Annotated in this window: 20 protein-coding genes and 2 pseudogenes; 15 read left to right on the top strand and 7 right to left on the bottom strand. The window is 43.3% G+C overall.

What is annotated here, in order from left to right; translation table 11 throughout:
* The first annotated feature begins 110 nt into the window (after window positions 1–110).
* From NST97_RS15320 to hypF, 11 genes are all read left to right on the top strand, one after another.
* Window positions 111–581, top strand: coding sequence for a hydrogenase maturation protease (locus tag NST97_RS15320; RefSeq protein WP_339210911.1), 471 nt, complete (start codon window positions 111–113; stop codon window positions 579–581).
* On the top strand, window positions 571–873 hold the full coding sequence (locus NST97_RS15315; protein WP_327856906.1) for a hydrogenase maturation protease: 303 nt from the start codon (window positions 571–573) through the stop codon (window positions 871–873). The genes NST97_RS15320 and NST97_RS15315 overlap by 11 nt, the downstream gene beginning before the upstream one ends.
* Window positions 874–955: 82 nt before the next feature.
* The gene (locus tag NST97_RS15310; RefSeq protein ID WP_341343406.1) at window positions 956–2,311 is read left to right on the top strand and encodes a tetratricopeptide repeat protein; all 1,356 of its coding nucleotides are present in this window, start codon (window positions 956–958) and stop codon (window positions 2,309–2,311) included.
* Between the two features lie 26 nt (window positions 2,312–2,337).
* On the top strand, window positions 2,338–2,715 hold the full coding sequence (locus tag NST97_RS15305; protein ID WP_063387614.1) for a hypothetical protein: 378 nt from the start codon (window positions 2,338–2,340) through the stop codon (window positions 2,713–2,715).
* Window positions 2,716–2,717: 2 nt separating this feature from the next.
* Window positions 2,718–3,569 (top strand): NifU family protein, encoded by an 852-nt coding sequence (locus NST97_RS15300; RefSeq protein WP_339198553.1) that lies wholly within the window; start codon window positions 2,718–2,720, stop codon window positions 3,567–3,569.
* Window positions 3,551–4,651 (top strand): NHL repeat-containing protein, encoded by a 1,101-nt coding sequence (locus tag NST97_RS15295; RefSeq protein WP_339194115.1) that lies wholly within the window; start codon window positions 3,551–3,553, stop codon window positions 4,649–4,651. Before NST97_RS15300 ends, NST97_RS15295 begins: the two co-directional genes overlap by 19 nt.
* 119 nt (window positions 4,652–4,770) lie before the next feature.
* Window positions 4,771–5,052 carry a HypC/HybG/HupF family hydrogenase formation chaperone gene (locus tag NST97_RS15290; protein ID WP_063387617.1) on the top strand — a complete coding sequence of 94 codons (282 nt, stop codon included), beginning with the start codon at window positions 4,771–4,773 and terminating at the stop codon, window positions 5,050–5,052.
* 131 nt (window positions 5,053–5,183) lie between these two features.
* A complete protein-coding gene (gene hypD / locus NST97_RS15285) occupies window positions 5,184–6,305 on the top strand; it encodes a hydrogenase formation protein HypD (RefSeq protein WP_242513757.1) in 1,122 nt (373 codons plus the stop codon).
* 169 nt (window positions 6,306–6,474) lie between these two features.
* Complete coding sequence (gene hypE, locus NST97_RS15280) at window positions 6,475–7,509, top strand: hydrogenase expression/formation protein HypE (RefSeq protein ID WP_063387618.1); 1,035 nt, start codon at window positions 6,475–6,477, stop codon at window positions 7,507–7,509.
* A gap of 49 nt (window positions 7,510–7,558) precedes the next feature.
* A complete protein-coding gene (locus tag NST97_RS15275; RefSeq protein WP_242513756.1) occupies window positions 7,559–7,816 on the top strand; it encodes a Uxx-star family glutaredoxin-like (seleno)protein in 258 nt (85 codons plus the stop codon).
* Window positions 7,817–8,078: 262 nt separating this feature from the next.
* Window positions 8,079–10,340 (top strand): carbamoyltransferase HypF, encoded by a 2,262-nt coding sequence (gene hypF / locus NST97_RS15270; protein ID WP_341343405.1) that lies wholly within the window; start codon window positions 8,079–8,081, stop codon window positions 10,338–10,340.
* 370 nt (window positions 10,341–10,710) lie between these two features.
* Here the strand turns inward: hypF and NST97_RS15265 are convergent.
* A pseudogene (locus tag NST97_RS15265) lies at window positions 10,711–10,875 on the bottom strand (aldehyde dehydrogenase family protein); the annotation flags it as partial.
* Between the two features lie 334 nt (window positions 10,876–11,209).
* Entirely contained in the window at window positions 11,210–12,532 is a 1,323-nt protein-coding gene (locus NST97_RS15260) for an MFS transporter (protein ID WP_339195645.1), read from the bottom strand.
* Window positions 12,533–13,023: 491 nt separating this feature from the next.
* On the opposite strand from NST97_RS15260, the gene NST97_RS15255 reads away from it, so the two are divergent.
* From NST97_RS15255 to NST97_RS15240, 4 genes are all read left to right on the top strand, one after another.
* On the top strand, window positions 13,024–14,385 hold the full coding sequence (locus tag NST97_RS15255; RefSeq protein WP_094245809.1) for an IS4 family transposase: 1,362 nt from the start codon (window positions 13,024–13,026) through the stop codon (window positions 14,383–14,385).
* A 145-nt stretch (window positions 14,386–14,530) separates the two neighbouring features.
* On the top strand, window positions 14,531–15,238 hold the full coding sequence (locus NST97_RS15250) for a FadR/GntR family transcriptional regulator (protein WP_063387623.1): 708 nt from the start codon (window positions 14,531–14,533) through the stop codon (window positions 15,236–15,238).
* 24 nt (window positions 15,239–15,262) lie between these two features.
* Entirely contained in the window at window positions 15,263–16,672 is a 1,410-nt protein-coding gene (locus NST97_RS15245; protein ID WP_339229733.1) for an FAD-binding oxidoreductase, read from the top strand.
* Window position 16,673: 1 nt separating this feature from the next.
* Window positions 16,674–17,978: a (Fe-S)-binding protein gene (locus NST97_RS15240; RefSeq protein WP_341343404.1), complete on the top strand. Its 1,305-nt coding sequence runs from the start codon at window positions 16,674–16,676 to the stop codon at window positions 17,976–17,978.
* Window positions 17,979–18,584: 606 nt separating this feature from the next.
* Here NST97_RS15240 and NST97_RS19355 read toward each other — a convergent pair.
* The 5 genes and pseudogenes from NST97_RS19355 to iolG form a co-directional block, all read right to left on the bottom strand.
* Window positions 18,585–18,689 (bottom strand): annotated as a pseudogene (locus NST97_RS19355) (DUF3231 family protein); the annotation flags it as partial.
* 387 nt (window positions 18,690–19,076) lie between these two features.
* On the bottom strand, window positions 19,077–20,354 hold the full coding sequence (locus NST97_RS15235) for an IS110 family transposase (RefSeq protein WP_341343403.1): 1,278 nt from the start codon (window positions 20,352–20,354) through the stop codon (window positions 19,077–19,079).
* 187 nt (window positions 20,355–20,541) lie between these two features.
* Window positions 20,542–20,820 (bottom strand): transposase, encoded by a 279-nt coding sequence (locus NST97_RS19350; protein WP_445206695.1) that lies wholly within the window; start codon window positions 20,818–20,820, stop codon window positions 20,542–20,544.
* Window positions 20,821–21,007: 187 nt separating this feature from the next.
* A complete protein-coding gene (locus NST97_RS15230) occupies window positions 21,008–21,874 on the bottom strand; it encodes a class II fructose-bisphosphate aldolase (RefSeq protein WP_063387626.1) in 867 nt (288 codons plus the stop codon).
* Between the two features lie 117 nt (window positions 21,875–21,991).
* Window positions 21,992–22,990, bottom strand: a complete 999-nt coding sequence (iolG, locus tag NST97_RS15225; protein ID WP_063387650.1) for an inositol 2-dehydrogenase — start codon at window positions 22,988–22,990, stop codon at window positions 21,992–21,994.
* Window positions 22,991–23,031 lie beyond the last annotated feature (41 nt).

The following is a 23,031-nucleotide window of genomic DNA, read 5'->3' as shown; positions in this document are numbered from 1 at the left end:
GTGCAAGCATATCAGCAGACATTTCATATACAACTGTAAAACTAATAGTCGAGTAAAACAGACAAAGAATGGTAATGGGAACGGTACGCCTGCAGAAGGAGGAATTTTGTATGAACGTTATGATTATTGGATGTGGCAATTTGCTGCGAAGTGATGATGGGGCGGGACCCATGTTGATCCGCAAATTGTGGGAACATGGGGTCCCACCGGGAGTCCGTTTGGCTGATGGCGGAACTGCTGGCATGGATGTAGCTTTTCAAATCGGGGATGCAGAGGAACTGATTCTAGTAGATGCCTGTAAATCAGGAGATGAACCGGGCACGATTTTTGAAATTCCAGGTGAAGAGGTGGAAACTCCTCCGCTAAAAGATGTTAATCTTCACGATTTCCGCTGGGATCATGCGATTTCCTTAGGCCGATGGCTTTTAAAAAGCCGCTTCCCGAAGAAAGTGACCGTTTTCCTGATCGAAGCCGAAAACATATCGTACGGATTTGGATTGTCTCCAACGGTGGACAATGCCTTAGATCGTTTAGCGGATGAGCTGCTTCATCGCTTAGGAGGGAAAAAAAGTGAAGCTTGAACTGACACCAACTGGCTATCTTCATATTCCCGCCGAAGAAACGGTGCGGTTCCCTACAGGAACAGCCATCGTTTTAATACGTGACGAAGAACTGTGGGTGATGCCGGTAAGTCATTTGGGAGCGGGCGGATTACTGTTAAAACTGCGCAATTCTCGTGGAGATCGAAGCATGTTTGTCCAAGAAATTTTGCCCGAAGGTGTGCAGCCGGGAATTCGCGATGCTGTATGGGATGAACAATATGGAGCGCTTCGCATACCACTTTTTTGTTCCTGTGCGATGTCGGAGAAGTAAAAAGTATATAAGCCGCTTCATCCCTTGACTTGAATGGTCATGATGAAGAAAAAGTTTTGGACCTGGCCGACAGGACGATAAGATGATATCCATACTAAATGAAACGAGAGTGAGTAATTGCACAAAAATCGTTAGTACGTTAGAACATGCCGATCTTAGTTATTTAGAGGTTTCGTTGTCTTTCCAATTACAGTTTTTAAAAGGGGGAATAACAGTGCTGCAGCCACAGCCAATCGGTGTTTTTCCTGGAGCGGCAGGTTTTTTTCTTCTACCACCTGTTCCAAATGCAGATCAATTCATATCCCTTCTTCTCCGCGGACATTTTCCTGATCGTTGGCCGGAGAACTGGCGTTTTTTTGCTGCGGCGATTGAGGGAAAAAGCGAAGACGAGGTGCTAACATTATTGCCGGAAGGACCGGAAGCTGCTTATAACCGTTTTATTTTGGATCCACAAACATATACATACACTTTAGCCAAAGAAATGCTCCCAGACGATTTCTCCTTGCTTTTGGACGCAGCGGCGTGGCGCCTGAAACTGTATGAAACTCCCCCACCGCTTGGCGATACGTCAGGAGAAATACGGGCGTTTTTATTGGCAACTCAAGCGTACGACGCGTTTCAACGAAAAGATTGGCCGACTGGGCTTTCGCTACTTTCTGAAGCCGCCGCTACAGTAGAAAACGTGTCACCAGTTTTTTCCGCTCGCCTTTACGCGGAATATGCGGCGACAAAACAAATGCTTGGTGATTGCGGGAAGGAGACAGTAGAAGGATACCGGAAAGCCCTCTCTCTTTTAGAAACGTCTTCCTTTCAGGAAGCCAGGGCTGAACTGTGGTTTCAATTAGGCACAGTACATCAAACTGGCGCCGATGGACGGAAAGGTTCTCTTCTAGAAGCAGTCAGATGTTATCATGAAGCACTGAAAGTATATCGGAAAGACACTTATCCAGAAGAGTATGCTACCGTTCATATGAATCTTGCTTTAGCGTATTTAGCCATTCCGTCTTTAGACCGCAGCGCCTATTTGCGCACAGCGACAGCGATCCAGTCATTAAGAGAGTCTTTACGCATTTTTAAAAAAGATAAACACCCGGAGCTTTGGGCAAGCGCCACGGTCAATCTAGCCAATGCGCTGCAACATGTAAAATCCTCTCATCTTGAAGATAATCTTTGGGAAGCAGTAGCTCTTTATGAAGATGTGCTCGAAGTACGCCGCTCTAAAGACGATCCAATAGCATATGCCCGCGTTTTAGCTAATCAAGGGAATGCGTTGGCACATCTAGGTGCGTTTTCCCGAGCGGTACCTCGGTTGGAAGAGGCCAGTCAATTGTTTCGTAAATATGGAGAGCATGAGGCAGCGAGTGCCATCGAAGACGTATTAGCGGAAATTGCCCTTAAGCGGAAGCAAGCAGCTGCCAATGAAAAAATGGAACAGTAAAATGTGCGAAAGAGAGGAAGGATAGCATGAATCCCCACGAACAGCAATACTTTAATCTTTTGTTGGGTATGGCGGTTGACCGTTTTTGTGAACGTATCATCCAGCGCAATGAAGGAGCTCAAAAAGCGCTGGAACGGCTTCGCGCAAATCCTCAAAGTGAGGGAATTTGGCTGAACGAATTTGTGGACGCTTTCTTTCGCGATGCCCTTCTTGATAATCCAGCGGGCTCTTGCCTCATTTTGCAGGCTTTAGCCAATCATCGCGTCAATGATTTTACTAACATTGTTGACCGTAATACGGTTGAAGAAATGCTGCAGGAGATGGCCAAACAAACATTTGCCGCTTTATTGTATCGGAAAACCGAAGAAGCTCTAGAGCAAACATTGGCTTTTGGAGGTGAGTGATCATGAAAGTTCAGCAGGAAGAGGATTTTCAAGCTTTGGCTGGACGGGTGGATCGCGTGCTGGACTCAATAAAGGGTCTGCCAGAAGACGCCCGGATGAAAGCAATGGAATTGAAAAAAGCCATTGAAGCCTTTCACGAACATGCTCTTAGAAAGCTCGTTCGCACGTTTCGTGAAACGGAGGCGGGAAAAGAATTGCTGCTGAAAGCTGCAGAAGACCCTTCTATTTATGCGATGTTTTTGATGCACGGAATCATTAAACAAGATTTATTTACCCGTACCGCCGCCGCGTTAGAAGAAGTGCGTCCTTATATGCGTTCCCACGGAGGTGGCGTGGAGCTAGTTAAAGTGGAAGGAAATACAGTTTATGTCCGCCTTCAAGGAGCTTGTTCCGGTTGCTCGCTATCCGCTATGACGTTGAAAAATGGGATTGAGGAAGCAATTAAAGCCCGCGTTCCAGAAATTGAACATGTTGTCATGGTCGAAGAGGAAGTGACCTCCGGCTACATGCCATTTCACGCTATGAATGATACTGGAAATTTAGAACAAAACGGATGGGTGCAAGGTCCATCCGCTTCGGAACTGGAAGAAGGGAGTCCTGTTCGCTTTTCGCATGAGGAGCTCGATGTTTTGCTGGTTCGCTCAGAAGGAAAAGTAATGGCATTTCGCAATCAATGCCCTCATATGGGGATGTCTCTTGACGGAGGACTGGTGGACAACTCTATTATTACTTGTCCATGGCACGGCTTCCGTTTTGATTTATCCACCGGGGAATGCATGACGGCACCTCACGTGCAGCTAGAACCCTTTCCAGTTCGGGTAGAGGATGAAAAAATATGGATACGATTAAGTTAACCGCATATCCCGAACGGTGGTTAGGGGGATCGGCCCCAGGCGGTCTTGTGCTGCCCCCTGCCCATCCAAACAGGATTCATCTTTATGCACCAAGGGGAGTATATGTAGACGATGATATTGTAGTAGCGGCCGACAGCGGCAACCATCGCGTACTCATTTGGTACAGTTGGCCGGAAAATGATCATGCGCCAGCTGACATCGTGTTAGGTCAGCCTGATTTTGAAACAGAAGGACCAAAGCTGTTTCATCTCCCGACTGGCGTTGCGGTCATTGAAGGAAAGCTATTTGTCGCAGATGCTTGGCACCATCGTCTGCTCATTTGGGAAACATTGCCGAAAATAAATAACCAGCCTCCCGATTATGTCTTGGGACAAGAGGATCTGTCAGGGACATCCCCGAATCGAGGAGGAAAAGTTAGTCCGACTGGATTTTATTGGCCATATAATTTTGCATACATTGATGAATGGTTTTATGTAGCGGATACGGGGAATCGCCGAGTTTTAGGATGGAAAGGTTTACCGGAAGATGGGCGTGTTCCTGATGTCATTCTTGGTCAACCGAATGGTTATGTAAACAGTGAGAATAGGGGAAAAGGCGTAGGAACGGATACGTATCGCTGGCCTCACGCTCTTGCCGGCGACGGAAATACGTTATACGTTGCTGATGCGGGCAATCACCGCATTCTTGGTTATACGCCGCCTCCAGAGACGGACCGCCCAGCTGAGTTAGTTCTCGGTCAACAAGATTTTACTCAGTCATTTGAACTTCCCCATGTACCGCAAGGACCCCGGCGCTTCCGGTTTCCTTACGGGATCGCACAATACGACAATTTGCTAGCGGTGGCTGACACGGCAAACAACCGCATCCTTCTTTTTACTGAGTCGCCGCGAAAAGGAGCGTATCATCCTGCTTCGTATGTTATTGGCCAAGCAGATTTCGAAGGAATGGGAGAAAATCGCTGGAAAGCCGTAACAAGGGATTCACTTTGCTGGCCGTACGGGATTTGGTGTCATCAAAATCGTCTGGCAATTGCTGATTCAGGAAATAACCGCGTCATCATTTGGCGCCTTAAATTTACATGATTGTTCTAAAGAATCTCTAACAAAAGTTTCAGTGTTCGAATGAACTTCTAGTTTTCTTTACGGACAATAACATATCTAAATTTTCACATTTATTGCAAATCGGGGGGAGCGATTCATCCATGTGTTTAGCTATTCCAGGCCAAATTGTAGAAATGTTAGATGGTGACCGCCATTATGCTGTGGTGAATGTTTGCGGTGTGCGCCGCAAAATTAACATTGACTTATTAAAAAATGAACATCTCCTTCTTGGAGATTGGGTGCTTATTCATGTGGGATTTGCGATGAGCAAAATCAGTGAAGAACAAGCAAATGAACAATTGAATTTGCTAAGCATGTTAAATGAATCGGATGAAGCGATCGAGGAAGTACAAGGTTACCAATTTGATAACGAAAAAGTTTAAACATGTTAATACACAGCGCTGGAGACTTAAGGCAACAAAAGGCATATGATTGGTCAATCAAAACCCGTTCCGAAAAAGACGATATGCATGCAGGCAGTCGTTGTTGATCTAATTTTAGGAGGTGCAGTTTAATGACGACGATGAAATATGTTGACGAGTTTCGCAATCCGGAATTAATCCGCAAAATATCGGAAGAAATCCACCGTCTCGTCGATCCAGATTATCACTATCGTTTTATGGAGGTTTGCGGAGGACATACCTTTTCGATTTTTCGATTTGGATTGCAGAATCTGCTGCCTGAAAACATTGAGCTTGTCCATGGACCGGGATGCCCTGTCTGTATTCTTCCAATGGGACGTATGGACAATGGACTTTCGATTGCCAAGCAGCAGGACGTCATTTTTACCGCATTCGGTGATGTAATGCGCGTTCCCGGGAAACATGGAACGCCTCTCGAACTAAAAGCTAAAGGGGCTGATATACGTATGGTGTACTCCCCTTTAGATGCTTTAAACATAGCGATGAAGAATCCTGACCGGCAAGTTGTGCTGTTCGCGATTGGCTTTGAAACTACCGCCCCATCAACAGCATTGACGCTCATGCGCGCACGTGAATTGGATGTGCCCAATTTCTCTGTATTTTCCAATCACGTCCTAATTATACCGGCAATGCAGGCAATATTGGATTCTCCGGATATGCGCATTGATGGGTTTATCGGACCTGGTCATGTTTCATCTGTAATCGGCGCCCGTCCTTATGAAAGCATCGCAAAAAAATACCAAAAACCGATAATTATCTCCGGTTTTGAACCGCTCGATTTACTGCAATCGATCCTCATGCTTGTAAAACAAATGCGCGAGGGGCGGTTTGAAGTAGAAAATCAATATAGCCGCGTCGTTCCTTACGAAGGAAATATGTCTGCACTTGATGTAATGAAAGAAGTTTTTGAAGTCCGCTCTCTTTTTGAATGGAGGGGACTTGGGGCTATTCAGCAGTCTGCGCTCAAATTGCGGCCTGAATTCGCCAAGTGGGATGCGGAAGTTCGTTTCCAAGTCGAGGGATCTCGTGTGAGTGATCCGCAAATGGCGCCTTGCGGACAAGTATTAAAAGGTATATTGAAGCCGCATCAATGTCAGCTGTTTGGCAAAGAATGCACTCCGGAACATCCGGTGGGAGCTCTTATGGTGTCGTCAGAAGGGGCATGCGCCGCCTATTATCATTACGTTCATTTGCAAGAAGCAGTGGGTGAATAAAAAAAGAGGAAATTATATAGATTGTTTCCCTGTTAGGTGAAATACAATGCGTTTCGATTTCGGGCAGTGGCAGGGTTCATCAGCTTACTTTCAGACGTTATATGATTTGGGAGACTCTCACTGAACTTCTTAATTAATCGTTGCATCAGGAAGAAAGGAAGGAACAAGCATGAAGACAGCCAAAGTGAATTTTACTGATTCTTATATCGAATTGGCTCATGGCGCTGGCGGGAAAGCCAGCAGAAGACTGATCGAAGGACTGTTGGTTCCCTATATGATGGGGGACAAGCCAGCAGAATTAAATGATGCGGCATATGTTGAGGCAAATGGGAGCCGATTGGCGTTTACTGCAGACAGCTTTGTTGTCAATCCACTCGTCTTCCCAGGGGGATCTATCGGCGAACTTGCCGTCAATGGGACTATAAACGACTTGGCGATGGGAGGAGCAAAGCCGTTGGCTTTGGTGACAACACTTATTATCGAAGCGGGATTGACAACGTCGGAGTTGGAACGGGAGGTGGCGGCTATCGCCAAGGCAGCTCAACGTGTCGGAGTGCCTGTGGTCGGGGGAGATACGAAAGTAGTGGAGCACGGAAAAGCGGACGGTCTGTACATCACGACAGCCGGTATCGGCCTTACCGATCCGCGCGTTTCTCTTTCGTCCAGAAACGTTCAACCGGGTGATCATGTCATTTTGTCTGGTGCAATTGGTGATCATGGGATTACCGTTCTCTTGGCTAGAGGGGAGTTGGATTTAGAAGCTGACCTTACTTCCGATACTCGGGCGGTTTGGCCGTTCGTATCGGCACTTATTGAGGCGGCGGCGCCGGGGCTTAGATGGCTGCGCGATCCAACCCGAGGCGGTGTAGCTACGGCATTAAACGAATTGGCAAGAGACGCTCAAGTAGCTGTTATACTCGATGAAGAGGCAATTCCAGTTCGCCCGGCAGTGCGCGGTGCCTGCGAAATTTTAGGATTGGATCCCCTTCATATTGCCAATGAAGGGCAGTTTCTTGCCGTCATTTCGCCTGAATATGCCGATATCGCATTAAAAACACTTAGAAGCATGCCGGGCGGGGAGAATGCGAAGCGCATTGGTGAAATACAAGCAGAGCCAAAAAAAGCAGTTTTAGCACGTTCTCAATATGGAGGTACACGCTTGATCGATATGCTGATTGGCGATCCGTTGCCTCGCATCTGTTAATCAATCATGAAAATGCTTAATAATAAATCATCTCTTTGGAGGATGAGAAATGATGCTGGAGCTTTATGGTGCGAAAGGATGTCCTTACACGAAGGAATTGCGGGAAAGTTTATTATGGGACGGAAAAGAATTTGTCGAGTATGATGTCGAAGAAGACAAAGCGGCATTAAAGCAGCTTGTTGTTTTGACGGGAGGAGGTACTGTTCCAGTCTTAGTAGAAGACGGGCAGGTCATTCAAATAGGAGTTTCCGGCCGCGGATGCATGGTTGCATTGCCGTCCGCAAAGGAGGAGAAGCCGTTATCTTAAACGGGCGCCCCCTCTCTTCTCTTTAGGTAAGATACATGCAAAATAAACGGATACATCTCTAGGAAAGTGGAATATGTCGGCATGAAAGGTTCTGTTATGTATACGCCTTCAGTTCAGAATGCGAGAATAAAGCTAAATGCCAGCGCATTAAGTTCAACGGACAATGTTTTCTTATTCAAAGTTCGGACGGTCCACTGAGCTCTATTTATCTGTTTGAAAGCTCCAAAATCTCCCGTTTTATAACGAAAGCAGGTGATTCATCATGAAAATAGCGCAGCGTATTCTAATATATGGTGTTGTGCAAGGGGTCGGTTTTCGTCCTTTTGTCTTTCGTAAAGCAAAGCGGTGGAAGCTCAGCGGATGGGTGCGCAATGGAGAAAGCGGCGTGGAGATTCATGTGGAAGGGGACGCAGATGCCATTCAACAATTTGTTCAAGACATTACAGATCGATACCCTTCCTCAGCTAAAATAACCAATTTGGAAATTAAAGATGCGCCTTTACAAGAAGCAGCTGATTTCGAAATTTTGGCCAGCACGCTCCATAATCGGCCGACAGTGCAAATTCCTGCTGATCTTGCGGTTTGTCCGAAATGCTTGTCAGAATTGTTTGATCCAGCTAACCGCCGATTCCTTTATCCATACATCAATTGCACGGATTGCGGTCCACGATATACGGTCATTGAGCGGCTGCCGTATGACCGGCCTTATACGACAATGCATATGTGGTCTATGTGTCCGGCTTGTTCAGCGGAATATTATGATCCGGTGGATCGACGGTTTCATGCGCAGCCAACTGCTTGCCCCGATTGCGGTCCTCATTATCATGTGCAGGGACAGGATGGAGAAATACATGGTGATGAAAAAGCGATCAAAAAAACGGCCGAGCTCCTTCGTTCTGGGCGCATCGTTGCGATCAAGGGGCTTGGCGGCTATCTTTTGGCGTGTGATGCTGAAAACGAAGAAGCGGTATGGGAGCTTAGAAGGCGGAAACGACGCGGGGAAAAGCCGTTTGCCTTAATGGTAAAAGATCTCGAGACAGCAAGGGCGTTTATCGATATATGTGCGGAAGAAGAAAATCTCCTTACATCTTCCGCCCGACCCATCGTGTTGGCACGGGCTCGCCGATTGCTGCCGGGAGTAGCTCCTGATAATTCCGATTTAGGAGTAATGCTTCCATACACCCCTCTCCATCATTTGCTGTTTCATTTCGACGCACCAGAAGTGCTTGTAATGACAAGTGCTAACCGTTCCAGTGAACCGATCATCTATGATGATGAAGAAGCGATCAAGGCACTTGAAGGCATTGCGGACGCATGGCTTATTGGGGAGCGCCCTATTGCCCGCCGCGTCGATGATTCCGTCGTTCGCGTCAGCCCATTTGGCCCTACTGTACTTCGGCGGGCGCGGGGGTATGCGCCGCTTCCTGCTGCCCAATTGCCCAGTGATCGGCCTGTTCTTGCGGTTGGAGCTGACCTAAAAAATACCATTACATTAGTGGTCAACGGACAGGCGATCATGAGCCAGCATTTAGGAGATTTGATGAAATACGAAGCATATATGTCATTTGAGCAAACGGTCCATGATCTTTTGTCGATGTATGATGTTCGATTGCAAGAAACGATTGTGGCGTACGATCTTCATCCCGACTACCAATCTACCGCCTTTGCTCACAATCTAGAAGCTTATCAACATATTGGCATCCAGCACCACCGCGCTCATGTGGCGTCCGTGCTGGCGGAGCGAAATGCATTGGACAAACGGGTGATCGGAGTGGCGTTTGATGGAACAGGTTTTGGCGACGATGGAGCGATCTGGGGCGGCGAGCTGTTTGTCGGAAGCGCTGCGGAAGGTCTAAAACGGCGCGGACATCTTCGTTACGCCATGCTTCCCGGCGGAGATGCGGCGGCACGCATGCCGCTTCAAGCGCTGGCTGGTTTCTTTGTGGATGATCCGAAATGGGCAATAAATGTCGGCAAGCAGCTTTCGTTTCCTGAACGATTTTTCACGGCAGTGAAGATGGTAGAGAAACAATTGCGCACCTTTCCAACAACGTCCGTCGGCCGTTTGTTTGATGCAGCAGCGGCCCTTTTAGGATTTACCGGTCCTATCTCTTTTGAAGGACAGGCAGCCATTTGGCTGGAGCATTTAGCACGTACAGCTCCATTAGAGAAGGTATATTCTTTCCCGTGGAATGGAAAAGAGCTAGACTACCGTCCTTTTTTAAAGGAAATGGCAGAAGACCGTCTAAAAGGAAAAGATGCAGCGGTGATTGCTCGCGCATTTCATCGAAGCGTCGCAGAAGGCATATTTAGAAGTGTTCGTTCTTTAGGAGCGGCCTATGAAATTGACACAGTTGTGTTGTCCGGCGGCGTATTTCAAAATTCGCTTTTGTTAGCTGATTTGAAAGAGTTATTTTTTGAAAGCGATATGCATATCTGGGTCGGTGAAGAAGTTCCGCCTAACGACGGCGGCATTAGTCTCGGGCAGGCAGCGCTTGCAGCTGCAGCGCATTCGAATTTATGAGTCGTTATTGCTTTAAAAGCTGTAAATATTGGTCTATCACTTGCTATGTTTTAATTGTTGTACATTCATTTTTTCCATTCAATGTATTGTAGACCGCTGACTCGAATTCGAGGAAGCCCAAGTATGACCCCACATCAATTTATGTTTCATTCTTCGCATCGTCTATTAAAAATTTTTTACAAGACATCTTTCGGCGGCTGCACTTAAAGAAGGAAAATTCCTTTTCCGTCCAATTTGTAAAAATGAATAATAAAAGCAGATTCATCAAGGGCTGCTATGCCAAAAATGTGCAGAAAAGCTGTTCAGGCTGCTGCCCTAAACGGATGAATCTGCTTCTTATCTATTTATCTTCCTTTTGCATTAGACCCGTTTAAACACCCATCGAAATATACTTAACTTCTAAATATTCGTCTATTCCATGGTGTCCCCCTTCTCGGCCTATTCCGCTCTCTTTCACGCCTCCAAATGGCGCTTGGGCGACAGCAGGAATCGAATCGTTCAAACCGACGATGCCAAATTCCAATGCTTCCGAAACTCTAACGGACCGAGAACAGACTCAATAGAAGGTCTTCCGTTATCCGGGCAATACAAATCCTTAACCTTTTCAGTGATATATGTATTGATCTATTTTTCGTAAAAGGTGATCTTCCGGTACAAGTTCCTCAATACAACAAATTTATATTCATTTTAACTCTCTTTATTTGTAGTTCATATGGTTATTATCCTCCTAACTAATATTATAATAAATTAACACGGTAAACTGATAAAGATTATAAATAAAAATAATGGCTGTCGAAGTTTCTCGACAGCCTGAGGATAAGGAATTTTCTCCCTTGTCCTTTTCCTCTTCGAGCAGTGCCAGACATCACTTATACTGCTTGTTTTTGGATGTCAGCTCTAGGTTTTTCTCGTTTGACAAGTAACATAAAGAAAGCAAACACAAGTAAGCCGCTTAAGAAATACAACCCGGCACTTGTTCCTCCCGTCAAATCTTTCAATGCTCCTACTGCATATGGACCGATAAAACCGCCAAGATTGCCAATCGAATTTACTACAGCTATCCCAACAGCTGCTTTTGCTGGATTAAGCATTGTTGTAGGCAGCGCCCAAAAAGGACCTTTATAACAATACATGCCTGTAAGTGATAAAGTGATGAATAACATGCCCAATACAGGTTGGAGTGTTACTCCAGCGCCTATCAATGTTATTGCCCCTACCAAGAGCGGCAAGGCAGCATGAAGCCATCTTTCTCCTTTGCGGTCAGAGCGGGCTGACCACCAGTTCATGGCAATAGTAGCAACAATATAAGGAATGGTAGCAATTAGACCAATTTGTGTATTAGATAAAGACGCTGACATTCCATCAATAATCTGCGGCATCCAGTAACTGACACCAAGAGTACCGGCAATATAAACAAAATAAATAATGGCAAAGTACCACACTTTTGCATCACGAAGAGCTTCTATATGTCCGCTATGCTTTGCAGAACCCTTTTTGCCATCTGCTTCTTTTACTCTTTCCTTTTCCAATTCAGCAATTAGCCAATTCTTTTCTTCTTCGGTGAGCCATTTTGCATCCTCTGGTTTATCCGCTAAATAAAATAGGGTCACGATCCCAAAAATCACAGCCGGAGCACCTTCAATTAAAAACATCCAGCGCCAGCCTTCAACATTGAACCAATGAATGTTGTCCATAATCCATGTCGAAAGTGGAGCACCGATAATATATGATACAGGAATCGCACTCATTAACATGGCAATGGTTTTTGCGTGATCTTTTGCCCTAAACCAATATGTTAAGTACAAAACAATTCCCGGGAAAAAGCCAGCTTCTGCAACACCGAGCAAAAATCTAATAATGTAAAGATGACTTGCTTCCTGTACAAACCCAGTCGCCATCGATATAATTCCCCATGTAATGAGGATTCGCGCAATCCAGACACGGGCGCCAAACTTCTCCATCAAAATATTACTTGGTACTTCAAAAAGAAAATAGCCGATAAAGAATATACCAGTTGCCAGACCGAAAACCTGGCTGGTCAAACCAAGGGCATCATTCATCTCCAAAGCGGCATAACCAATGTTAGCCCGGTCCAAATACGAAATAATATAAAGGAAAAATACAAATGGAATAATCCTCCTTGTTACTTTTCGCACTGTTTGCTTTTCCAAAGATACTGCGTCATTCACCATACCCACTCCCCCTAAATTTAAAATGAATATAGAAAAAACTGTATAGATTGAATGAAGTAAATGTTCCGAAAATTATTGAAACGACGTTACTTCACTTTATTTACAATTAGGAATCAACACATCTTAAATTTCACAGGCTGAAGGCCAAAAATCTTATAAAAATGTAAGTGTTTACATTCTCAGGCTAATATAAAGGTTCCCCATCTTGTGTTGGATCCTAATGTAAATAACATGTTCTAATAATTTGTTATTTGTAATACAAATTAGTAATACAAATTTCGTTGTATGTCTTGTGTTTTTTATTTTTTTTGATTATTATAATCTCAACTTTCTCACAGTAAATTGGATTTCTAAGCCTTACGGTTAATGGGTTTGTTGGTTGTTTCGAATACTTCTTGACATAAAAATTTGCAAAAAAAACACCTCAACTTTTGGTATAGTTTAATTGTCCAGAAAAAACATTACCAAAAGCAGGTGAGGTGTCTCTTATTATGATAACGAATAACAGACTGAACAATCAACTACCAAAAGAAGTAAAAGCTATATTTGATGAACTTGAAATCTTAAAATATTTAAGGAAAGTGGGAATTAACAAGGGTTTCGGTTATTCCTGCGCCTATTTATTCCAGCTAGTTTTTAGTTTAGTTTTTGAAGGCAAAAATTTGTTTCGACTTCTTCAAAGTAAAAAAGCTAAAGATTTGCCGGAAAAAAACGCTATTTATCGCTTCTTAAATAACCCTCAATACAATTGGCGCAGGTTTTTACTTGTTTTGAGTACTTTCACCATTATGAAGGTAAGTAGTTTAACGAGACACGACCGTCCGAAAGTGCTGATCGTGGACGACTCATCTTATGAACGAAATCGCAGTAAAAAGGTTGAACTGCTTGCTCGCTGTTTCGATCATTCTTCTCAAAAAATGCGTTATTACAAAGGATTTCGTATGCTTACACTCGGCTGGTCAGATGGTGCTACATTTTTGCCTATTGATTTTGCTTTATTAAGCTCTACGAATTCCCAAATCAATGGGATTGATAACCGAATCGATAAGCGTACATCCGGTTATAAGCGGCGTGTCGAAGCTTTACAAAAAGCGCCGGAAGTTATTCCCAATATGATTAAACGGGCACTTTCTCAAGGAATCGATGCCTCATACGTTTTAATGGATACATGGTTTACCCAACAGCCTTTGATCAAGTCCATTGTGGATCAAGGGTTGGATGTTATTGGAATGGTGAAGGATACAAAACAAAGATATCAAGTGAACGGTGAATGGGTGAGCCTAAAAAAACTATACCAAACAGCTAAACCATCACAACATCAAAAGGGTATTTTGCGCTCTATTCACACAACGATGGCAAATGGCGTACCTGTTAAAGTGGTATTTGTCCGTAATCGTAATAAAAAGAGACAGTGGCTAGCTATTTTGAGTACAGACTGTACTTTATCGGATCAAGAAATCATTCGTATTTATGGGATACGTTGGGATATTGAAGTATTCTTCAAAACAGTCAAATCCTTATTGAAACTCCAAAAAGAGTTCCAAGGAAGATCTTATGATTCCATGATCAGCCATACCACTATTGTGTTTACAAGGTACATTGTTTTGTCTTGGCAAAACCGAGTAAGTACAGATTATCGAACATTAGGCGGCATTTTTTATGAACTTTGTGATGAAATCGATGAACTAGATTGGGCCTTTGCACTTCAACTACTCATTGAAATTCTTGAAGATGCACTTCAAAATGTAAATCAAAAGATTAAAAAATTCATCGAAAGTCAATTACGTAAATGGATTGTAGTTTTGCCTAATTATATCAAGGCTTATTTACCAAAATTGAGCTGCGAAAGTTGAGTTATAATCATAAAATAGCGTGTTGTAAATTAAAATTTCAAAAAAATTACTGAAAAATTATTATAAATTTGTTATATAAATCAATAAATTTGTTATACAATTTTCGTCCATTCCCTATTTTAGAACTACGAAAGGAGAGGAAGTCATGGCCAAAAAAGAAAAAGTTTCACAAATGATATCTCGTGAATTATTGAAACAAATTGAAATCGGAAAATTTCCACCAGGCTCTAAGCTGCCGACAGAAATGGAGTTGGCTGCTCAATTCGGTGTAAGTAGAGTACCTATTCGCGAGGCTTTAAGTATGCTGCGTGCAGCAGGTGTCATTTCCTCGCGTCAAGGCGGCGGGAGTTATGTAGAAGAATCAACAAATTCATCATTATTACAGCGTATTCGAATTGAGAGCGATGATGTGGACAGCATTAAATATTTATTTGAAATGAGAAAAATTTTGGAGCCGGAAGCAGCATATTTAGCAGCACTCCGACGTACACCTGAACAGCTAGAGCAAATGAAACGAATTTTAAAAACAATGGAAAATGAATCTTTAGAAGAAGGAGACATTTCAACAGAGGCCGATATCGAATTCCATCGTTCGATTATTTTGGCTACACATAATCCAGTTTTAATTCAAACACTTGAAAATCTATCCTCTCTTTATGAAAAAACATTAAAGATTACGTTGCGACCTAACGTGGAGTTAAAACAAAAACGAAAAGCTGTATATCAAGAACATTACAATATTTTACAAGCAATCGAAGCAGAAGAACCGGACCTCGCCAAAATCCAATGTCTCATCCATTTAAAAAATGCTGAGAAAAAATTAAGTCTGCTTTTAAGAGATTATACGATATAGAAAATTGGAAAGTGAGAGATTCATATGAAGGTAGTTACACCGAGTCATATTGAAGAGATTAAATCAATAGTTAAAACCGGTAAAGTACTCACTGATGAGAGCGACCGTTTCAGCTATTCATTCGACGGCTCTTTCGGAACATTTCTGCCGGATGTGGTCATTCAAACAAAGAGCGTGGAAGAATTAGCATCCCTTGTGAAGCTTGCCAATCGCGAGAAAATCCCAGTTTATCCTCGCGGTCAAGCCACATCATTAAGCGGTGGCCCGCTGCCTGTCAAAGGCGGTATGGTATTGGATTTATCGGTATTAGATGATGTACTTGAAATTCATGAAGAAGACTTAATCGCCGTTGTATCCCCGGGAGTATTAACAGCGGATATTCACAAAGCAGCCGAGAAAAAAGGATTAATGTATCCTCCAGATCCAAGCAGTTCACATGTGTCTACTATTGGCGGAAATTTAGCTGAGAACTCTGGAGGTCCAAGAGGATTAAAATACGGAGTAACGAAAGATTATGTGATTGGTTTGGAGGTTATCACTCCTGAGGGTGAAATCATTCATACTGGCGGACGCACTGTAAAAAATGTAACCGGTTATGATTTAACAAAACTCATTGTCGGATCAGAAGGAACCTTAGGCATCATTACAAAAGCAATTTTGCGCCTTCTTCCAAAGCCGCCCGCTTCCGAAACCATTATGGCGGTATTTGACAGCCTTGTTGATGCGGGAAGCGCCATTTCAAAAATTTTATCGTCAGGTATTTTGCCTGCCAAAATGGAGTTAATGGATCAAGCTTCGATTGTGGCGGTCGAAAATTACGAGCCTTTAGGGCTACCTGTAGATGCAGAAGCGATTATTCTCATTGAGCTCGACGGCCATCCTTTAGCTTTAAAGGATGAGATCAAACAAGCAGCGGAACTATGTTATCTTGTCGGAGCAAGAGCTGTTCGCATTCCAAAAAATGAAGCGGAAAAAGCGGAGATCTGGAAAGCTCGAAAGCTGGTATCTCCGGCTATCGTACGTATAAAACCGACCAAAATTTCAGAAGATGCCACCGTACCACGAAGCAAAATACCTCAAATGTGCGCAAGATTGCAGGAAATTCGAGATAAATATAATATTCACCTCGTCGTATTCGGTCACGCAGGTGATGGCAACCTGCATCCAAACATTATTTGCGACAAAAACGACAAAGAAGAAATGCGCCGCGTAGAACAAGCTGTCGCTGAAATTTTCACAGCAGCAGTTGAACTTGGCGGAACGCTTTCAGGCGAACACGGCATCGGAACTATGAAGGCTCCTTTTATGGAAATGGAATTAGGACCAGTCGGTCTGGATATGATGAAGCGGATTAAAAAAGTTTGGGATCCAAATAACATCATGAATCCAGGAAAAATTTTCCCCGAAAAGGGGCAGAAATTGGAGTTGAGTTAACATGAAAGAATCTCTTGAAGAACTAAGGGAAGAATTTCAATATAATAAAACGAACAGCTGTGTACAGTGCGGTTATTGTCTGCCCGTCTGCCCGACATATGTAACTACGCGAATAGAAACACATTCACCGCGCGGACGTATTAATTTAGTCAAAATGGTTGGCGAAGGAAAAATCACGGATCTATCAGTGCTTGAAGAGCCGTTGGATTTATGCCTTGGATGCCGGGCTTGTGAAACGGCTTGTCCGACTGGAGTGGAATATGGTTCCATCCTTGAATCAGCAAGGGCTGCACTTGTGAAACGAAAGAGATTTAAAGCTCCTGTTCGTCTGCTGAGAAAGACAATGTTTCAGAACGTATTCCCTAGTAAAACAGCCATGAATGTGATCGGCAATACGTTTTGGCTTTATGAGAAAAGCGGATTGCAAAAAGCGATGCGCAAAACTGGTATTATGAAAAAGCTGCCTTATCATTTAGGTGAATTCGAAGCGACAATGTCTCAGGCAGTTTCACCAGCAGAGCGTAAACAAGCTCCTTCCAAAGCGAAAGCAAAAGGTGAAAAAAAATATACAGTTGCATTTTTCACCGGATGTATCATGGATGCTATGTTCCATCGCATCAACCGGTTGTCTGTACAGCTGCTTGCAGAAGCGGGTTGTGATGTCATTGTCATCCCTAATCAGACATGCTGCGGCGCACTGCATGCGCACTCTGGTGAAATAGAGGAAGCCAAGCGTCTCGCAAAACAAAACATCGCCGCATTTGAACAAGAGAACGTTGATTTTATTGTGAATAATGCCGGAGGATGCGGAGCTATGCTGCATGAATATGACCACCTGCTCGCAGATGATCCAGAATGGGCTGATAGAGCGGCTGCGTTCACTGCAAAATCAAGAGAAATCAGCCAAGTGCTAGTCGCTTGCGGCGGACTGCCTAATCTTCGGTCAAATCCGGAAGAACGAGTCACATATCAGCCTTCGTGTCATATGACCAATGTTCAAAAAGTGACTGAGGAGCCTTTAAACCTTCTAAAAAGTATTTCAGGAATTAATTTTGTTGAGATGGAGCAAGCAAACATGTGCTGCGGTTCAGCAGGAATCTATAATATTATTAACTATGATGCCTCAATGGACATCCTTGATGAGAAAATGAAGCATACGAAAGCGACCGGAGCATCAGTCGTGATTACGACCAACCCAGGATGTCTCATACAGATGAAGCTTGGTATCGAACGCGAAAAACTGTCTGATTCTGTGCGGGCATTGCATCTAGTCGAATATTTGGCCGAAGCTGCCGGAATTTCATAAATTTTGCTTACACTTATGATGGATACGTGTTTATTGTACATTTGATAGAAGCATTAAAAATGACATTCCGCACCTGAAAGGAAAACTTCCATCTTTTTTTCAGGTGCGTTTTTTAAAAATTTTCACTTATCATTTAATTCCTTTTTAATCAACTTCTTCCACCTTCATTCTTTTTTCGATAATTTCCATCGATCATCTATTTTACCTGCTCCGACACACGGATGGAAAGGAAAGATTATAGCCAGTCTCAAGTTCAAATAACCCTTTTGATTGTTAGCCGGTGTAATCAAGTCAGCCGGAAAAGAATTCGATCCGCTAATACAATCGGATTTTCTTCACGCTGAAAATCTCCAAAATGTGTCCAGTTAAATTGAATTGGACGATGTTTCAGAGCAACGTTTTTCGTATTGGCATAGAGAATCTGTCTGTAAAAGTAAGAACATGAAGCTTTATATGACGTTTTATTAACGTTTCTGTTTATTCATATAGGTTTGTAAATTCCGCATATCCGAGAACAGCCAAGTACGATTAATTACGAAGTCATAAACACCTTGATATTGCCATTCTCAGCCAAAGAATCCCTAGTTTGGTAACAAACTAAACCGGATATCCGGCAACAAATCCTTTAGCCGTTTGTAAATACGACCATACGCCAAATATTTCTCCGTAGTGCATTGGCTCTTCTTTTGGATTATCGCTTAAAATTCCCATAATAAACCTCCCTCTATAAATGTTGATATATCAACGGTTGTAGCCGTTTCAGGGGTGTCAAAAAAATTTTTTTCGACACGTTTTCTAACTTTGTTTCTCAAATCTGTATATATATGACATTGGGTGGGTGCGCTTCGCTGCCACTACTGGTTTAATTTGGTTGTAATGGTGGTAAATGTATGGAATGCACCTTGGATCTCTGCATCGCTGATGATGACGAACCCTCCCATGTCTCTGGGCATCCTTGTGCCTACATTCCTTCGTTCGGTCTAGTCATCAGGCAGAGGCTGGCGAAGCTCCTTTAGGGACTCAAGGTCGAATGGATGATATCGTGCCGGCTTCTCCGTGTCATCCTTGTTGTCTAGGGAATCGTAAGGCATGCAGGCATCAAGCCGCCGTTTCGAGACCAAAGATGTCCTGCATCATTCGCTTCGCATCGAACGCCTGGTGCTTCGTACACACAGCGTGCAGTACCTTCAGTAATTTCCCACATAACACCACAATGGATTGCTTCTTGCGCAACGGATGATCGGGCCGTGTCGTGTAATATTCATGTAACTGTCGAAACGCTTCGTTGTGGCGGATCATCGGCATCATCACGCGGAAGAGGAGGGCGCGCAACCGCCTTCTTCCACGCTTGGAGATCCGTTTTTGCCCTTTGTGTTGGCCGGAGGAATGTTCCCGCAGCGTCAGGCCCGCTAATTTGATAAGCTGCCGCGGATCCTGATAATGGGAGAAACTCCCGATCTCTGATAACAATTCTACGATGGTCGCATCGCCTAAGCCCGGAACGGTCTTCAACCATTCGTACTCGACCGATGTCTGTACGAGTTCAATCAGCTGTTCTGTCAATGCCTCGATCTCTTTTTCCAGCTGGCGATATCGGCGGACAAGCGTGGCGATTTCGATACGGGCCATCTGTTGTCCTTCCGTTACGCCAATGGAGTGTTGGGCCAATTCCATCAACTTCTTCGCTTTCGGCTTTTGTGGCGATTGTAATCCCTCACTTTGCCGGTAAAGGGCCAGCACCTCTTCTAGTTCTTTTCCTGCCAGATCACTCGGAAATGGCGTATATTCCAGCACCGCGAGCGCCATTTTCCCAAATGACGGGAAGACTTGGGAAAACTCCGGAAAATATCGATCAAGCCAGCGAATCATTTGATTTCGAATCGCTCCCTGTTCTTCCACCAATTTGGAGCGAAATGTCGCTCCCACGCGCAGTTCGGCCTCCATCCCTTTCAGAATGCGCGGATAGCTGAATCGGCCGTCTTTCACTAACCGGGCAATGACGAGCGCGTCTTTCGCATCATGCTTGGTTGGAAGATTGTCGTCCAGCTCTTTGGAGCGCTTCACGTGCATCGGGTTTGTCATGACGAGAGGAATGCCCTTCTCGTCAAGAAAGTAAGCGAGATTGAGCCAATAATGTCCCGTTGGCTCGATGCCAACGATCACTTCCGTTTTTTCAAATTCCTCCATCGCTTTCACGATGCACTGGTACAACCATTCCAACCCTTCTCTGGATTGCGGAACGGGAAACGATTTTTTCAGCACCCTCCCTCGCTCATCCACAAAGCAGGCGTAATGCTTCTTTTTCGCGATATCCATGCCAACGACGAGCGTTTGATCGGTGACTTGATTAATCTTCTTGTTTGAGATAGAATTCATGTATAGTCCTCCTTGGTATCCAAATTAGGGGTCAATTCGTGCGATTGACACCCCCGAATCATACCAAGAGGGCTTTTTTTATTCAAGTCCCCGAAAAAACTTCTAACAGGAATGCTCCTTTCTTCTTAGTAAGGAAGTAGTCCTCACTTATTCTATAGACCAGTTCTCAAAAAAGTGGTCAATTTTATTACATGCACCCTACATATCCTTTTATTGTAATAATTTTACAGTTCCCTTTCACTTTCGTGCATTTTGATTTTAGAGGGCAATGACTACAGTCTTCACATTCATAGATTTTGAAGCTTTGTTCATAACCAGACGGGTCCTTTTTGTTTTGGTATTTTTTAAACGCAACTTTCCTTCCATTTGGGCAGATAAAACAATTATCTTGCTCACAATACGTCCAGTTTTTCGCAATTTTGATGTCTTTTTGTATTTGTGTGTTGTTCTTGTACGTAGGTGCCATAAGAAATCAGAAAATCAAATCGAGGCTCTTTCTCAACACCAACTGTATATAGTTTTCTTCACTGCCATATCCTGTGACTGTTTTCAGCATGGGTAAAGAAAAAGCCGCCAGTTTCTCAATATTTTCTTGGATGAGCTTTTCGATTCCCCGGCAGGAATAAATCTTTTGGGAATAAGCGTACAGAAAACTATATTTTTTGCATCAATTTTTCTATTCGATTGGAGCTTCCGAAAATCTCAATATGGTATTTGACATTTTCATATGCGGCACGGATAACATCTTGATGAAACACAAAATAATCTGTATAGCAAGAAGATTGGACATTTTTATTTATATGATTGATAACATTGTTGAAGGTTGAAGTAGCAACATTAATTTTTCTAATTCCTAACTTAATGCATTCTTTAAAATCATTCTCTTCGATTCCCGATCCACCGTGCAATACAAGCGGTATTTCAACTCGCTCATCAATTTCCTTCAAACGGTCAAACCGCAAATTTGGTTCACCTTTATATACGCCGTGGGCGTTCCCGATTGCAATTGCTAATGCATCTACTTTTGTTTCTTCAGCAAATTTCTCAGCTTCTTCAACCCCTGTAATAGTTATTTCGATATCTTCTGACCCATCTTCGCTTCCTCCGACTCTTCCAATCTCAGCTTCAACGGTTGCACCGTAGAAGTTCGCCAGTTTAACAATTTCTTTTGTCTTTTCTATATTTTCTTTTAAAGGTAAATGTGATCCATCATACATGACAGATGTAAAGCCGATATCAAGTGCCTGCTTGATTTTTTCATAAGTTAAACCGTGATCAAAATGAACTGCTACTGGGACAACAGATTGTTTCGCAGCTTCAACCATTAATGGGCCGATTAAATGAAGTGGAGAATGCTTCAAACGAACTTCGGCAATTTGCAATATAATGGGCGATCTTAATTCCTCTGCCGCTTGGATCGCCCCCATAACCATTTCCATATTTGCAACACTAAATGCACCGATTCCAAAATTATCCTCTTCTGCACTTGCGAAAATCTCTCGCATTGTCACTAAAGGCATTTATTCATCATCCTTTTCCTATACCGACTATTTTCTGGGGAAAATCTGTACTTGCTATTACGTTTTCTATACAAAATCTTCAATGAAAAACAACGAATTTTTTTCTTAAATGGTTTGTTAAAACTCGACTTTCACCGGTACTCCTTTTTCAAATGACTCTTGCGCAGCTTTGGCAATTCTTTGTGCTTGCAAGCCATCAAATCCACTGCACAAAACAGATTCATTATCCATGCAAGCATGAACAAATTGCTTAACTTCTTCAATATAGGCTTCAGAATAACGTTCAAGAAAGAAATAGAGCGGTTTATCCTTCACAACATGGTCAGATGTTGATAATTCAACTGTTGTCGGCCGGCAATTATCAGCAGTTGCCGCCCCTTTATCTCCAAAAATTTCTACCCTCTGATCATATCCATAAACGGCCTGTCTGCTATTATCAATGACACCTAATGCACCATTTTCAAATTTTAGTGTTACAACCGCCGTGTCGATATCACCGGCTTTGCCAATTTCTGAATCAATTAAAACGGCTCCTTGAGCAAAAACTTCAACTACTTCACTGTTTACAATATAACGAGCCATATCGAAATCGTGGATCATCATATCCATAAATAAACCGCCTGAAGTCCGCACGTAATCAATGGTTGGCGGTTTTGGATCCCTTGAAGTAATTTTTAAAATATGAGGTGTTCCAATTTGTCCTTGTTGAACAAGATCGTGTAGCCTTTTAAAATTCGGGTCAAAGCGTCTGTTAAATCCTACTTGAAATTTGACGCCAGCCTTTTCAACTTCATTAATTACCTCTACTGTTTCTTCAACTGAAAAACTAACCGGTTTTTCACAAAAGATATGCTTACCGGCCGCCGCAGCCTTTTTAATAATTTCGGCATGCGTAGTAGTTGGAGAGCAAACAAAAATGGCATGGATTTCCGGATCACGTAAAAGATCCTCATAATTATCCGTAACTATTGAAATGTTCTTTTCTTTTGCCCAATCTTCCATTTGAGCAATCATTACATCCGATATTCCTTTAATCTTTACATTTGGTATATGCTGCATGTTTTCTGCATGCAGCCGCCCGATTCTCCCTGCTCCAATAATTCCAATGTTTATCATGTTCCGATCTCCTCCATTTTCACCAAGAAAATGACCATCAT

Source organism: Aeribacillus sp. FSL K6-1305 (assembly GCF_038050115.1).
Lineage (GTDB): Bacteria > Bacillota > Bacilli > Bacillales > Aeribacillaceae > Aeribacillus > Aeribacillus composti.
The sequence above is the reverse complement of the archived record's forward strand: the minus strand, read 5'-3'. Positions and strand labels throughout refer to the sequence as shown.